The sequence below is a fragment of the Thalassobius sp. Cn5-15 genome (genome assembly GCF_022347685.1).
In the GTDB taxonomy this organism is placed as follows: domain Bacteria; phylum Pseudomonadota; class Alphaproteobacteria; order Rhodobacterales; family Rhodobacteraceae; genus Thalassobius.
The window spans coordinates 123,888-138,038 of the sequence record NZ_JAKRGF010000004.1 but is presented as its reverse complement, the minus strand read 5'-3'; the positions used below and the strand labels follow the sequence as shown (position 1 = coordinate 138,038).

Sequence of the window (14,151 nt, the reverse complement as noted above, 5' to 3'; positions counted from 1 at the left end):
TAACCTGATGGCAGAACGCCTTTTCGGGCGGCGTGCCGTCCCTATCAGTGAGTGTAACGATGACACGGGATCCGACCCTGGACCCCGAACGGCGCAGCTTTGGCCTGCACTGTTTGGGATGGCTATTGCCCCTCTGCCTGCTGGCATTTGGCGTGCTGACTCCCCAGCCCATCCTTGCAACCCCGACCCCTGTGCTAGAGAGCCCTGTGCTGGAGATCCGAAATGACGCCGGCGGCAGCCTGCAGGCGCGGATCGATCAGATCGCTTCCCTACGCCAAAGCGGGCAGCACGTGGCGATCCGGCGCGGATACTGCAACTCTGCCTGCACACTCTACCTTGGCCTCAGCACCACCTGTGTTTCGCCGCGCGCAAGATTCGGGTTTCATGGCCCCCAGCTGGCCACCAAGGGCCTGCGGATGCTGCCACACGACTTCGATCGCTGGTCCCGTCAGATGGCCACCCACTATCCCTCACCGCTGCGCCAGTGGTTCATGAGCACCGCCCGCCATTCAGACGATCTGATCACAATCGGCGGGGCAGAGCTGATCCGTATGGGCATTCCACAATGCGCCTGACGCCTGCGCTGGCTTAACTGGGACTGCCACCAATAGCTGACAGATCGACCGCATCGCCTGCTTCCAGCTGGCTGGAAATATTTTCCAATGCCGCGACCACTGATTGCGTTGCTTCAACAGGCGTGGCCACTGTGCCGGACGATGGAGCAGTTTTCGCCACCTTCTCCACTGCAACAGCCGTTTTCGCGACAACGTCAGCCATTTGCCGCCCAAGGGTTCTATTGGTCCCAGCTGCACTTGCGGCAACCGTTGCGATGGTCTGCAGATATTCCGTCTTCACCGCAGCGGCGACAGGCAGTGCCTCAATCGCGGCGATCTGCGCACTCAACGCGGCCTGACATTCTGCCGGCGCTTCATTACAGCTGTCCAGCAAGGCACCAAAATCAATCGGCGCAGCCTCCTGCGCCACAACCGAAGTTCCCAGCACCATCGCAGCAACGGCAAAGCTATGCCCTAAAAATCGTTTCATAGTCTGTCCCTGTTCAATTTGAAATGCAGCACACACGGCAAGAACCGATTGCACACATACCCCTCTACACCCCTCAGGGCGCACACAGAGCAGGACCATAAAATGAAATGGTTAACGCAATCTTAACGCCACTTCAGCAGGATGAACCTACGCCGCCAGCGCCCGCTGCAGAATCACATTCGCAAGACAGCTACCTTGACACTCGCCCATACGCCGCGCATGTCGGCGGCTAATCACCCCGTGCCGGACCAATACAGGACATCCCCATGACAGCTCGCCCCTATCCACCCCGTCACGATGACGATTGGCCGGATCAGATCGCCGATCTTCAAGGCGGATTTGCCACACAGCTGAACATCTACCGCACCATGGCCCACAACCCGGACCTTCTGAAGGCCTGGGCACCGCTGCGCCAACATGTGGTGAAAGACAACGCACTGGGCGCAGAGCTGTCAGAGGTTGCGATTCTGCGCACTGGCCACCGGTTGGGATCGTCTTACGAATGGGCGCAGCACGTTCACCGCTCTCGCGCCATCGGCATGAGCGATTCCCGCATCAACAAGGTCCGCGGCCCACTGGAAGGCATGCGCAAAGATGACGCCACAATCGCCCGCGCGGTGGATGAGTTGTTTTATGAAAAACGCCTGTCGCCCCACACCCAATCGGCACTGGTGGATCTGGTCGGCACCGAAGGTATGTTCGACGTCATTGCAACCGTCGGCTTCTACTCGACGCTAGGCTATATCCTGAACAGCTTTGACACGCCGCTGGATGATGACATCGCCGCCGCGCTAACCGAAACGCCTTTCGACCCCTAAATGCTTTCAGCATTGCTCAAATGCTCTGGGGGAAAACAATTAGCCCCAAACGCACGTAGCGCTGGCCGTACGGCCAAGAGGGCAAAGCACACTTAACCTCAAACAAAACGGCGCTCACAATGGAGCGCCGTTTTCTATTTCTCAATCACGAAACGTCAGATCAAAGCTGCGCCAGAAAGGCGTCGATACCGGCCTGTGCGACTTCCTGATCCTGGCCTGGTGTACCTGAAGAGATGCCGATGCCGCCAACAACAGCGCCATCTACAATCACCGGCAAGCCACCGCCCACCACCATCAGACGGCCACCGATAGCCGAGGCAATTCCATAGGCCGGTTTGCCCGGCTGGCTAACCTCGCCATATTCGTGGGTCGCTTTTTTGGCACCCGAGGCGGTGTAGGATTTATCGATCGCAATATGGGTCGAGGTCACCTTGCCACCGTCCATGCGTTCAAAGGCGATCAGGTTACCGCCGTCATCGGTGATGGCGATGCACATAGGCACGCCGATCTCTTCGGCCTTGGCCCGTGCGCCCGCAATCAAGATACGGGCGTCCGAGATGTCCAGTCGTTGTACAGTCATCATTGTCTGTATGTCCTTACCACTTCGTTTTGCCGCTTATTGCGCTTTGGCTTCGCGGCGGCGGGCATGCAAGACTGGCTCGGTGTAACCCGAGGGTTGCTCCACACCCTTGAAGATCAGATCACAAGCGGCGGCAAAGGCCACACCGTCATAGCCCGGTGCCATCGGCCTGTAGGCCGTGTCACCAACATTCTGGCGATCCACTTCCAGCGCCATGCGCTTCAGGCTATCCATCACTTGCTCTTCGGTCACCAGACCGTGCAGCAGCCAGTTGGCCAGATACTGAGACGAGATACGCAAGGTCGCGCGATCTTCCATCAGGCCCACATCGTTGATGTCCGGCACTTTGGAACAGCCAACACCCTGATCAACCCAACGCACAACGTAGCCAAGGATACCCTGACAGTTGTTGTCCAGATCACGGCGCACTTCTTCGTCGGTCAGATTGCGACCCGCCAGAAGCGGCGGAGTCAGCAGATCGGTCAGGCTGGCAGCCTCACGCGATTTCATATCGTCCTGTACCGCGAAAACATCAACCTGATGATAATGTGTGGCGTGCAGCGTTGCCGCGGTCGGCGACGGAACCCAAGCGGTGTTGGCGCCGGATTTCGGGTGACCGATTTTGGCACCCAGCATTTCGTCCATCATGTCAGGCTTCGCCCACATGCCTTTGCCAATCTGGCCCTGACCCTGCATGCCCGTCGCCAGACCTGCATCTACATTGCCGTTTTCATAGGTGATCAGCCACAGTGCGGTTTTCATCTCATCCTTCGGGATGAAGGCACCTGCATGCATCGAGGTATGGATTTCATCGCCGGTCCGATCAAGGAAGCCTGTGTTGATGAACACCAGACGCTCTTTCACCTGACGGATACATTCGCGCAGGTTGGCCGAAGTGCGGCGTTCTTCATCCATGACGCCCAGCTTGACAGTGTTGGCCGCCAGACCCAAAATTTCCTCAACACGGCCATACATGGTGTTGGCAAAGGCCACCTCTTCGGGGCCGTGCATCTTGGGCTTCACGATATAAACCGAGCCAGCGCGTGAATTGCGCGGACCTTCGGTTTTCTGCAGGTCGTGCATGGCGCAGGCAACCGTGCACAGCGCGTCCAACATGCCTTCGGGGGTTTCTTCGCCGTTCAGTTTGACAGCATCGGTGGTCATCAGGTGACCAACGTTACGGACCAGCAGAACCGCGCGGCCGGGCAAGACAACCTCGCCACCTTCGGGGCCAACCAGAATCTTATCACCGTTCAGGCTTCGGGTCATTTCCTGACCGCCTTTGGTGAAAGTCTCTGACAGATCGCCTTTCATCAGGCCCAGCCAGTTTCTGTAGATCGTGACCTTGTCTTCGGCGTCCACTGCAGCGACCGAGTCTTCGCAATCCTGAATCGCGGTCAGCGCGCTTTCCAGTACCACGTCTCGCAGGCCAGCTGCATGCGCTGCGCCAACCGGATGGCCGGGATCGATCAGCAGCTCAATGTGCATGCCGTTGTTGACCAGAACGTAGGACGCTTTGTCACCCTCTTCGCTGTAGCCAACAAATGCGCCGGCATCGGCGAAACCAACGGTTTCACCAGCGACCTCTGCCACCAGTGCAGCGCCGTCACGACGGTAGGCGGTGACATCGGCATGGCTGCCTTTGGCCAGCGGCACCGATTTGTCGAGGAAGTCTGCCGACCACGCAACAGCCTGTGCACCGCGCTTGGGGTCGTAGCCTTTGCCTTCGGGCACGCCGGGCAGCGCATCAGTGCCGTAAAGCGCATCATAGAGCGAACCCCACCGCGCGTTCGCGGCGTTCAGCGCGAAACGAGCGTTCATCACCGGAACAACCAGCTGCGGGCCAGCGATGGTGGCAATTTCAGGATCTACATTGCCGGTATCGATTTCGAACGCTTCGCCTTCGTCCAGAAGGTAGCCAATGTCACGCAGAAACGCTTCATACTCGGCCGCCTCCCACGGTTGGCCCTTACGCTCCAGCAGATAAGCATCGATTTTCGACTGCATTTCAGCACGCACAGCCAACAAGCGGCGGTTTTCAGGAACCATGTCGGCCAGCATCGCAGCGTAGCCGGACCAAACCACATCCGCCTCAAGACCTAGTCCCGGGAAGACTTCGTTTTCCATCAGGTCTGCCAATTCAGCAGCCACATCCAACCCAGCGCGGGCCACATAAGTGGTCATCTCTATCACTCCTCATGATCTTTACGCCTTTCCTACCCCCCGAGGGCCGAGTCGTCTTGCCTATCGGAAATTTTTTCCACATCGTGGAAAAATAGCGCTTGAGGATGCGCTAGCTCAAAGGGAGAAAGCCAGTGACAGACCGACAGACCAACGGCGTGCAGTCCGTGCAGCGGGCGCTGGATCTGCTGACGCAGGTGTCAAAGGTGCCGGGTGGCGCACGCCTGACCGACCTGGCGCGAACCACAGGACTTGCACCGTCGACCGTGCACCGGTTGTTGACCACGCTGGAGCACAGCGGTTTTGTCTATTCCGATGCCGCCTCCAATCGCTGGCATGTCGGGCAGCGCGCCTTTGCTGTGGGATCCGCCTACACCAAACAGCGCAGTTTCGTTGCTCCCGCCCTGCCCTTCCTGCGCCGTCTACGCGATGCGACGCGGGAAACCGCCAACCTCGGCGTGATTGAGGATGGGGAGGTGATCACCCTCAGCCAGGTGGAAAGCCGCGAGGTAAAGCGCACAATATCCCCCCCCGGCGGGCGGGTGCCGGTAATCTGTTCCGGCATGGGCAAGGCGATCATCGCGACATGGGAAGATGACGCCATCAACCGCGTGATCGACCGCCACGGGCTGCGGGCAATGACCAAACGATCGCTGACCGATCCAGCGGCGGTGCATGATGAGATTAAGCGCATTCGCAGCCGTGGCTATGCACTGGATGATGAAGAGTTTGTGATCGGCCTGCGCTGTGTCGCCGCCGTGGTCTGGGGGCCTGCAGGCGATCCGGCCTGCGCCATCTCCGTTTCTGGCCTTGCCGCGCGGATGACCCCGCAGAAGGTGGCGGAAACAGGCGAAACGGTGAAGCGATTGGCGACAGAACTGACCACGGTACTGGGTGGCCGTCCGCCCGAGTGACTCGGCAGATCACAAAAAATCACCCATCTTTATGGGGCACAGCCACCCGTTTGACGGGACACGCCCCACCTTTTTCGGGCCGCATTCGCCCAATGACCTGACTCGCGCCGCTTCCTGCAAAGGTCGTGCCAGACTATACTAAACGCAGTTTTATTAAGTTCTATGGTAGCCGGAAAGGCAGGTTTGACAGATCATGCGTATCCTTCTTGCTGATGATCATCTGCTACTTATCGAGATGATCGCAACCTATCTGTGTCAGGATGACACTGTTGCGGTCGACAAGGCCGCTACGCTGCCTGCGGCGATGCAGCTGCTGAACAGCGGCCATGACTACGACCTTGTCGTACTGGATTACCAGATGCCCGGCATGAACGGCCTCTTGGGCCTGAAACAGGTGTTAGAGGCAGAGAATGTAAAACATGTGGCGCTGATGTCCGGCCAGATCCCCGCAACTGAGGCGCGCGAAGCCTTCCGCCTGGGTGCTGTTGGCGTGATCGCCAAATCGGTATCGGCCAACTACTTCGTCCAGACGCTGAAATATCTGGCGATGGGCGGCAAACATATGCCCGATGAATTTGCCGAAGGCGCGGAGGGGGGGCAGAACCCGTTCTTCGAACAGCTCTCACGGCGAGAGACAGAGATCCTACGCGAAATTGCCACAGGCAAGACGAACAAAAGCATCGCCTATGAGCTGGGCATCCGCGAAACCACAGTGAAACAGTTCGTGACCCTGATCAACAAGAAGCTAAACGTGCAAAACCGCACACAGGCGGCACTGCTGGCACGTGATCACGGGCTGCTGTAAGGCTTTGAAATTTTTTAGCTTCTGAGCGGCCCCGAACGCGCGTTCGGGGCTTTTTCTATGGTTTGTAGATACGGATAAACGCTCCCAGCATGCGCGCGCCGCAACAAGAAACCCCGGTCATGTGGACCGGGGTTTGGACTTGATCAGGAGAGAAAACAAACTGTTTAAAAGGAGCGCGAGCGAGGGGGGGGACATCGAAAACAACGGTTGACTGCCTAGTGTGTTTTCTAACTCTCGCGCTCCTGATTACTCGTTACAGAACTAGATACAGGTTACTTACAACTTTGGAACTCATCACCAGTACCTTGGTATTGTTTTTACCCGAAGACCGCCCAACTTGGGTATCTGGGTATTGGTATGTGCATACATACTTTGGTAAGTGGCGCATTTTCCGAAAGTTACAGACACCTTGTAATTTCAAAGTATTTCCAAACCCTTAACAGAAGCGTGGATCAACGCAGAAAAGGCCTAATTCTCGTCAATTTGGTCTAGACCGTTCGATCTGGGCCGTATTCTCATACTTTTAGGCGATTCCCCGCAGGCAGATGTGGGGGGCAAACTTGGCAAATCGGGCTGAGGGCCCTAGAACCGCAAGGGTATAGCGCACATATCCTGATGACGGCACCGCTGATTCTATGGCCCGAAAGACCCGCATGACCAACCACCTTTACCACAATGACCTGCCCGATGGGCTGGACCTTGGCCCGATGGTGGCCATCGACTGCGAAACCATGGGGCTTAACCCGCATCGCGATCGACTGTGCGTGGTGCAACTGTCGGGCGGCGACGGGCATGCGCATATCGTGCAGATCAGTCAGGATCAGATCGGGAAGGGCAAGGCAGCTGCGCCGAATCTCTGCGCGCTTTTGGAAAACCCTGATGTGGTGAAACTGTTTCACTACGGCCGGTTTGACATTGCGGCAATGTACAACGCCTTTAACACGCTGGCCGCACCAGTTTACTGCACCAAGATCGCCAGCAAACTGGTTCGTACCTACACCGACCGTCATGGGCTGAAAAACTTGCTGCAGGAGCTGCTACAACAAGACATCTCCAAACAGCAGCAAAGCAGCGACTGGGGCGCATCGGAGCTGACCAAAGCGCAGTTGGATTATGCTGCCTCTGACGTTTTGTACCTGCACCGCCTAAAGGCCGAACTGGACCGTATGCTGGAGCGTGAGGGCCGCAGCGCCTTGGCGCAGTCCTGTTTTGATTTCCTACCCACCCGCGCCCAGCTGGATCTGGCCGGCTGGTCTGACGTCGATATCTTTTCGCACTAACCCAAAGGGCGTTGGCGGATGGCAACACATAACGGACTTTATTCCCGCTTTGTCGTCTTGGCGAAGATCCTGCTACCGCTGGCGGCGCTGGGACTATTGTCAACGCTGTTTCTGCTTTCCGACAGGCGCGGCCCGTCAGGCGATCTGCCTTTTGCACTGAACGATCTACAGGAACGTGCCAGTGCCGAAGTCGTGTCAAACCCGCGCTTTGCCGGTGCCAGCACATCTGGCGATCTGATCACCTTTGCCGCGGATACCGCCCAGCCTGATCCGGTGATCCCACACATGGCGCAGGCCAAGGCATTGCGGGCACAGATTAACCTGACCAGCGGCACGCGCGTCACCTTCTCCGCTCACTCTGGCACGCTGAACACCCGCGATCAGGTGGCGCAAATGGCTGGCGACGTGATGATCTACAGCTCCACTGGCTATCACATCGAAACCGATGCACTGACCAGCGACATGGCCGCCGTTTCAGCCCATACGCCCGGTCCAGTCACCGCCCAAGGCCCCGCCGGAACGCTGGACGCAGGCCGGATGGAGTTATCGCAGGACACACAAACCGGTGATGTCCATTTGCTTTTCACAAATGGCGTAAAGCTGATATATCAGCCCTGAACCTTTGGCCCCCAATAGGACCAAGACGATGATGATCCGTACCATATTGCCCCGATCCAAGACCCTTTCGCTGCTGACCGCAACGGCAATGACGCTGGCCGCTATGGTGCCATGGGGTGCGCAAGCCGTGGCCCAGGGCGCAGGTCAGGAACTGGCCTTTGGCAGCACCCGCCCCTCGGCGGACACGCCAGTATCGGTGGCTGCTGACAGCCTATCGGTCAATCAGGCAGATGGCACCGCGATTTTCAGTGGCAATGTCGTCATCGAACAGGGCGACATGATGCTGTCCGCTGCCAATGTGCGGGTAGTCTACAAAGAGGACAGCCAGAAAATCGCCTCCCTGAAGGCCACAGGCGGCGTAACGCTGGCCAGCGGTCCAGACGCGGCAGAGGCGCAGGCTGCCGACTATAACATCGACACAGGCCTTGTGGTGCTGACCGGTAAGGTTCTGCTGGCCCAAGGCGACAATGTGATCACCGGCGAAAAGGTGACCATCAATCTGACCACCGGCACTGCAACCGCAGGCGGCCGTGTGCGCACCACCCTGCAGACAGGGAACTGACGACATGGCGACCCCGGACCTAACCCTGACCGAAGGCAGTCAGGGGCTGAGCGTTGAGAACCTGCGCAAAAGTTACAAAACCCGCGTGGTGATCCGCGATTTTTCCATGTCGTTGAACCGGGGTGAGGTTGTCGCCCTGCTGGGTCCGAACGGCTGCGGCAAATCCACAACGTTTTATTCCATCGCCGGTCTGGTCTACCCGGAAGGTGGCCATGTGAAGATCGACGGGCGCGATGTCACCGGCCTGCCGATGTATCGCCGCGCCAAACTGGGCATTGGTTACCTACCGCAGGAGATGTCGATTTTCCGTGGACTGAGCGTTGAGGACAACATCGCCTCGATCCTCGATATCGCGGAGAAAAGCCGCCACAAGCGCCGTGAACGGCTGGAAGAACTACTGTCAGAATTTTCAATCGAACACCTGCGCCGCGCGCCTGCGCTGGCGCTATCAGGCGGTGAACGCCGACGGGTAGAGATTGCCCGCTGTCTGGCGGCAAACCCGAAATACCTGCTGCTGGATGAACCCTTCGCCGGTGTGGACCCGATCAGCGTCGGCGATATCCGCCATCTGGTGGCGGATCTGAAAAAACGCGGGATCGGCGTGTTGATCACAGATCACAATGTCCGCGAAACACTGGAAATCGTAGACCGCGCCTACATTCTGCATGACGGTAAGGTACTGATGTCCGGCACGCCGGAGGAAGTGGTGGAAAACGAAAACGTGCGCCGCGTCTATCTGGGCGACAACTTCAAAATTTCCTAATCCTCTGATCAGCGAACCCATCTTACAGTCGCTTGCTGGCTGTGCAAGTCAGTTCAAAAAACTTGCACAGATTGATTGACACCGGCGCAACAAAGGGGTTCGATTGGGGTATGGCGACTCTTGCATGTGCAGCTTTGAAACGGTCGGTCTTGGCAACAAGACCCGTCCGCACGCAGGCCACATCCTTGCACTTGACCCTGCGTCGATCCGACGTGCGAGTTTCGGCCATTTTACAATCCCACCTCCCCATTTAACCGCACCGATCCCGTCTGACGGGACTGGCTGTGTTTTTATTGGTGGAGTGTCACGAAAAGGAGACCTGATGCGCTATCAAATCACTGGAAAACAGATTGATATCGGCAACGCGCTGCAAACCCACGTGCAGGATGGCCTGGGGGCCGCTGTACAGAAATATGCAGAACGTCCTACGGACGCCAATGTCATCTTCTCCAAGTCGGCAAACGAATACGTTTGCGAAGCAACCGTGCATCTGTCCACCGGCCTGACAGCGCAGGCCAAAGCCCACGACCATGAAATCTACGCTGCCTTTGAAAAATGCTGTGACAAGATGGAAAAACAGCTACGCCGCTACAAGCGTCGACTGAAAGACCACCACAGCGTGCGCTCGGAACCTGTTGAACAATTCGGAGCTTCGTCCTATATCCTCGCATCTGAGGCCGACGAAACTGACTCGGAACCTGCGGATCTGCAGCCGATCATCGTCGCAGAGATGGAAACCAAGATCCCATCCTTGTCCGTCGGTGAAGCGGTCATGCAGATGGAATTGGCCGGAGCACCGGTTCTTGTTTTCCGGAATGAGGGTAAAGATGGGGTGAACGTGGTCTATCGTCGCGAAGACGGCAATATAGGCTGGATTGATCCTCAGTAATCACAGGTCGGGCCCCCCCGTCCAGCGGAGCGCTGAAGACACACATGGAACTTTCGACCATCCTGAAAGCGGAGGCCGTCAAGGTTATTGGCGCGACCTCCAGTAAGAAACGACTGTTGCATGATCTGGGTGATCTGGCCGCGTCAGCCTACGGTATCAATCCCGAAGCTGCGGTTGAAGCGCTCTTGGAGCGCGAAACCCTGGGACCAACGGGCGTGGGCCACGGTGTGGCCCTGCCCCACGCACGCATCGCCGACATCGACCGCGTGGTCGGTGTATTCGTGCTGCTGGAAAAGCCGATCGATTTCGAAGCGGTAGACCGTCAGCCGGTTGACGTGATCTTTGCCCTCTTCGCCCCCGAAGATGCGGGTGTTGAACACCTGAAAGCGCTGGCGTTGGTGTCGCGTTCGCTGCGCGAGGCGGCGCTGTGCACCAAATTGCGGGCCAATGCCGATCCGGCAACGCTACATACTATCCTGACCGCAGAACAAGGCGGCCAACAGGCGGCCTGAAGCCTCCCATAGACCCACATAGAGTTGTTCAGCAGTTGCGATCAGGCCCAGCTAGTGAAGCCGAAGCTGACGTAATCCTTTTGATAAATCGCGGCCACGCGTGCCTCCAGATCGGCGTTATAAATCGCTTCTAACCCGATTGGGGACATCTCTGGCGGACGGGCATACTCTGGCGCCTCCAGGCGGCCGGCAGCCGCCGCCAGAACCGGCAGCATATCCGCCAATTCATCTTCGCGCAGGATCATGTCCGGCTGGGCGATATCGGCAAATCCCTGCAAAGTCTGACTTTGACTACACCATGTGGCATCCACACGGATCGCGGTCTGGCCCGCCATATTCATCTTGAGGAAGTCAAGGAACCCAAGGAAGGCTGCGCGGTGCGCCTGCGCATCATATTGTGCGTCCACCTCATCAGGCAGGCCCAAATCAAAGCGGCGGTTCAGCGTCTTGCGGATCTTGGGGTAGGTGCCGCGGCCAGTGGCCAGAATGCGCGAACAAAACGCATCATGCACCCGCGCCACCGGATGCCGCAGCACCGAGAAGCTGCGGAAACCTGCATGGTCCTTCTTCCACATCCGCAGCGTTTTCTGCGAAAAACCGTCCTGCAACTGCCCCGCGCCCACATCATCCAGCGCCGCCATCCAGCGCCGGACCGCATCGTCACAGCCATTGCGCAGCGGCATGAACAACAGCGACGCGTCCTTGGCTGCCACGTAGGACGGAACCACAGCACCACGGCGCGGTTCAAAATTCGGGGTGCGGGTCAGGTTGAACTGATCCAGATGGGACAGCGCGGCCTCCATCTCCGGGTAATTCTCCACCTTCTGGGATAGCGGGGCGGGGTTCTGCTTCTTCAGCTTACCGTCCAGCTCTTCCAGCTGATCCTCCTGCCCCAGCCAGCGGGCCAGACCGTTGGTCACATCCAGATCCTGCAGATCCTCATAGGCGACATAAAATGCCGTCTGCCCCGCCGCCTGCAACCGGTTTAAGAGCATGACCTGAAACGCCTGCAAATCGGCCAGATGGGTTTCAAATTCAGCCTTATCAAACACAGCCTTGCTGTCACGGCGCTTGGTCTCATTGGTCAGTTTCCACTGGCCGGTGGCCTGCGCGATTTTCCAACTGACGTAGCTTTCGACTGGGTTGCGGGTCAGCACAATCTTGGCGCAGCGCGGATCGTCAAGCATTGCGTCCAGAATGCGTGGATCATGATCGTGGAAATATCGAAAGCCGCCCATCCCATCGCTGTGTTGGCGGATCGTGTCCAGCAGACGCTGCGGATCATCATCGCGCATATCCTGCGTGACGCCCAAAATCTCGGTCTTGTTCGGGTAACCGATGAAATGGGGATTGAACGCCTCACCATGACAAGTCAGCGACGGGAAGGCGTTCAGGTTCGCCTCCAAAAAATTGGAGCCGGTGCGCATTTCCGCAAACACAACAAAATAATCAAACCTGTCGCTCATCACTACCTATCGTGCCAAATATGGTTTGCGTTTGGGACGTTTGTTGCCATTCAGCCCCCGCTCTACGGCAAAATCCCCCATCAGATAGGGGTGCATCCCCTGATTTTTGAGGTTTTGCAAAAACTGACCGAAGCCCGTCAGGTCCACCATCTTGGGCGCATCGGCCAGACGGGGACCGGGGCGGGTGCCGATCTCATCGATAATGGTTTGCAGCGGCTCTAATGGCGCCTCAATAAATTCAGCCATAGTCCAGATACGGATCCGTGCGGTGGCATAGGGTGACCGCAGGATTTTCAGATGTTCCGCCTCGATCTTCTGCAGCGCGGCGGCCTCGCGGCGCAGGTCGGAAAAGCTGCGATTAGACAGGAACAATGGCACCGCCCATGCGCCCGAAATGACCGAGACCTGCGCATTCGGATCCTTGGCAAAGATCCAGCCGATGTCCTGCGCGTCGCGCGGGCTGAAATGGAAACACTGCCGCTCGCCGCGGGAATTCCAAATCAGATTGGTGAGAAAGGCCTGCGGGTTGTAATCCCGCACCGCCGCACTGTCACTGAGCGCACCGTTCATCACCGTCTGCCCGTCGGCATATTCCACCCGCTCTTGGCCAAACAGGTGACCGTGCATCCGAACATCCACCGCCCGTGTCAACCATTGGTCGAAACCCTCAAACAGATCGCCAAACCCCTGAAACACCGAATAGCGTGAAGAGGTCACACCGTTTTCCCAACCATCATGAGGGAAGCGCGACTGCATATAGAGGCCCGGACGCCCACGGGTCCGGCGGTCTACCGCCTTGGCAAAAATCCGGTCAATCTTGCCCGGGTTGGGTTCAGCACCCGTCACCATATTGGTGGGATCACCAAGGAAACTGTCATACAGGCGATCCGCATGCGGCCAGATCTTGCGCGCGACAAAACAGTCAGATCGACGCAACAGCTGCAGGTGATCGTCGTAGAATATATGTGGTTTGCCTTGAAAATCGAACTTCGACAGGGTTAACGAGCGGCTTTCGATCTGGCTGCCATGCAGGCGGGCGAGTGACTGAAAATAGCTTTCATCGGGGATCCAGACCCGTTTGAAGAAGCTGTCATAAAGTTCACGATCTGGGTCGGCCAGGATCGCCGACAGGGTGGATCGCGTCAGGCACCACCACTGACTGCCCATATGCGGGATAATGCCATTGGGCATCGCCCGTTTGCGCCCTGCCAACCGTTGCAAGTTCACCCAACGATCAAACAGATACCGCTGCCGTTTCCAGCTGAACGGAAAGGAGAAGTTGAACCGTTCCTCATCCAGACCGCCAACGGTCCAGGGCACATCTGCGGTGGTCGCACTTTCAATGAAATCAGTCATCGGGCGATCGGCAAGATAATCGATCAGTTCTTCAACCGGACGTAGCGGCAGACAAGACCCGGAAGCCAGATAGACATGGCGCACCTCACCATAGTGATCCAGCATCATCTCACTGGCGCTTTGCGTTGCGGCAACCAATCCCCAAGTGCCCCATTCGCAGCGATGGCGCGGGCTGAACTTCACGTCCGGCAGATCCGACAGCGCATCGACGAAACGCCGGTAAGTGCCTTGGCCCACGTTGCCATCCACATGGATCACCACCGGACAGCCCGCCGCAGACCAGTGCCGCGCCACCTGTTCGGCGCGGCCCAGCGCGGTGTGCACCAGCATGAGAACCCCAACACTGCTCATCGCTTGGCCCCT

15 protein-coding genes are annotated in these 14,151 nt (G+C 57.9%); 10 read left to right on the top strand and 5 right to left on the bottom strand.

All coding sequences use genetic code 11. The features are described 5' to 3' along the window. The first annotated feature begins 59 nt into the window (after positions 1 to 59). Entirely contained in the window at positions 60 to 575 is a 516-nt protein-coding gene (locus MHM86_RS10700; RefSeq protein WP_239199054.1) for a hypothetical protein, read from the top strand. A 13-nt stretch (positions 576 to 588) separates the two neighbouring features. On the opposite strand, the gene MHM86_RS10695 is transcribed toward MHM86_RS10700, so the two are convergent. Then, entirely contained in the window at positions 589 to 1,044 is a 456-nt protein-coding gene (locus tag MHM86_RS10695) for a hypothetical protein (protein ID WP_239199051.1), read from the bottom strand. A gap of 266 nt (positions 1,045 to 1,310) precedes the next feature. Here MHM86_RS10695 and MHM86_RS10690 point away from each other — a divergent pair, with 266 nt between their 5' ends. Beyond that, positions 1,311 to 1,862, top strand: a complete 552-nt coding sequence (locus MHM86_RS10690) for a carboxymuconolactone decarboxylase family protein (protein WP_239199048.1) — start codon at positions 1,311 to 1,313, stop codon at positions 1,860 to 1,862. 160 nt (positions 1,863 to 2,022) lie between these two features. On the opposite strand, the gene MHM86_RS10685 is transcribed toward MHM86_RS10690, so the two are convergent. Continuing rightward, the gene (locus MHM86_RS10685) at positions 2,023 to 2,445 is read right to left on the bottom strand and encodes a heme-binding protein (RefSeq protein ID WP_239199045.1); all 423 of its coding nucleotides are present in this window, start codon (positions 2,443 to 2,445) and stop codon (positions 2,023 to 2,025) included. Between the two features lie 33 nt (positions 2,446 to 2,478). Next, the gene (locus tag MHM86_RS10680; RefSeq protein WP_239199042.1) at positions 2,479 to 4,626 is read right to left on the bottom strand and encodes a malate synthase G; all 2,148 of its coding nucleotides are present in this window, start codon (positions 4,624 to 4,626) and stop codon (positions 2,479 to 2,481) included. 131 nt (positions 4,627 to 4,757) lie between these two features. Here MHM86_RS10680 and MHM86_RS10675 point away from each other — a divergent pair, with 131 nt between their 5' ends. From MHM86_RS10675 to MHM86_RS10640, 8 genes are all read left to right on the top strand, one after another. Beyond that, positions 4,758 to 5,537, top strand: a complete 780-nt coding sequence (locus MHM86_RS10675; protein WP_239199039.1) for an IclR family transcriptional regulator — start codon at positions 4,758 to 4,760, stop codon at positions 5,535 to 5,537. Positions 5,538 to 5,730: 193 nt separating this feature from the next. Next, positions 5,731 to 6,342: a response regulator transcription factor gene (locus tag MHM86_RS10670; protein WP_239199036.1), complete on the top strand. Its 612-nt coding sequence runs from the start codon at positions 5,731 to 5,733 to the stop codon at positions 6,340 to 6,342. Positions 6,343 to 6,995: 653 nt separating this feature from the next. Next, entirely contained in the window at positions 6,996 to 7,622 is a 627-nt protein-coding gene (locus tag MHM86_RS10665; RefSeq protein WP_239199033.1) for a ribonuclease D, read from the top strand. 18 nt (positions 7,623 to 7,640) lie between these two features. Further along, positions 7,641 to 8,240: an LPS export ABC transporter periplasmic protein LptC gene (gene lptC / locus MHM86_RS10660; RefSeq protein ID WP_239199030.1), complete on the top strand. Its 600-nt coding sequence runs from the start codon at positions 7,641 to 7,643 to the stop codon at positions 8,238 to 8,240. 28 nt (positions 8,241 to 8,268) lie between these two features. Then, on the top strand, positions 8,269 to 8,802 hold the full coding sequence (lptA, locus tag MHM86_RS10655) for a lipopolysaccharide transport periplasmic protein LptA (protein ID WP_239199027.1): 534 nt from the start codon (positions 8,269 to 8,271) through the stop codon (positions 8,800 to 8,802). A 4-nt stretch (positions 8,803 to 8,806) separates the two neighbouring features. Beyond that, positions 8,807 to 9,565 (top strand): LPS export ABC transporter ATP-binding protein, encoded by a 759-nt coding sequence (gene lptB / locus MHM86_RS10650; protein WP_239199023.1) that lies wholly within the window; start codon positions 8,807 to 8,809, stop codon positions 9,563 to 9,565. Between the two features lie 322 nt (positions 9,566 to 9,887). After that, entirely contained in the window at positions 9,888 to 10,454 is a 567-nt protein-coding gene (gene hpf / locus MHM86_RS10645; RefSeq protein WP_239199020.1) for a ribosome hibernation-promoting factor, HPF/YfiA family, read from the top strand. Between the two features lie 44 nt (positions 10,455 to 10,498). Beyond that, positions 10,499 to 10,966: a PTS sugar transporter subunit IIA gene (locus MHM86_RS10640; RefSeq protein WP_239199017.1), complete on the top strand. Its 468-nt coding sequence runs from the start codon at positions 10,499 to 10,501 to the stop codon at positions 10,964 to 10,966. Positions 10,967 to 11,007: 41 nt separating this feature from the next. Here the strand turns inward: MHM86_RS10640 and MHM86_RS10635 are convergent, their stop codons facing one another. Together MHM86_RS10635 and MHM86_RS10630 are read right to left on the bottom strand one after the other, a co-directional pair. Further along, positions 11,008 to 12,432 (bottom strand): nodulation protein NodH, encoded by a 1,425-nt coding sequence (locus MHM86_RS10635; protein ID WP_239199014.1) that lies wholly within the window; start codon positions 12,430 to 12,432, stop codon positions 11,008 to 11,010. Positions 12,433 to 12,438: 6 nt separating this feature from the next. Then, positions 12,439 to 14,139 (bottom strand): beta-1,6-N-acetylglucosaminyltransferase, encoded by a 1,701-nt coding sequence (locus MHM86_RS10630; protein ID WP_239199011.1) that lies wholly within the window; start codon positions 14,137 to 14,139, stop codon positions 12,439 to 12,441. Between the last annotated feature and the right edge of the window lie 12 nt (positions 14,140 to 14,151).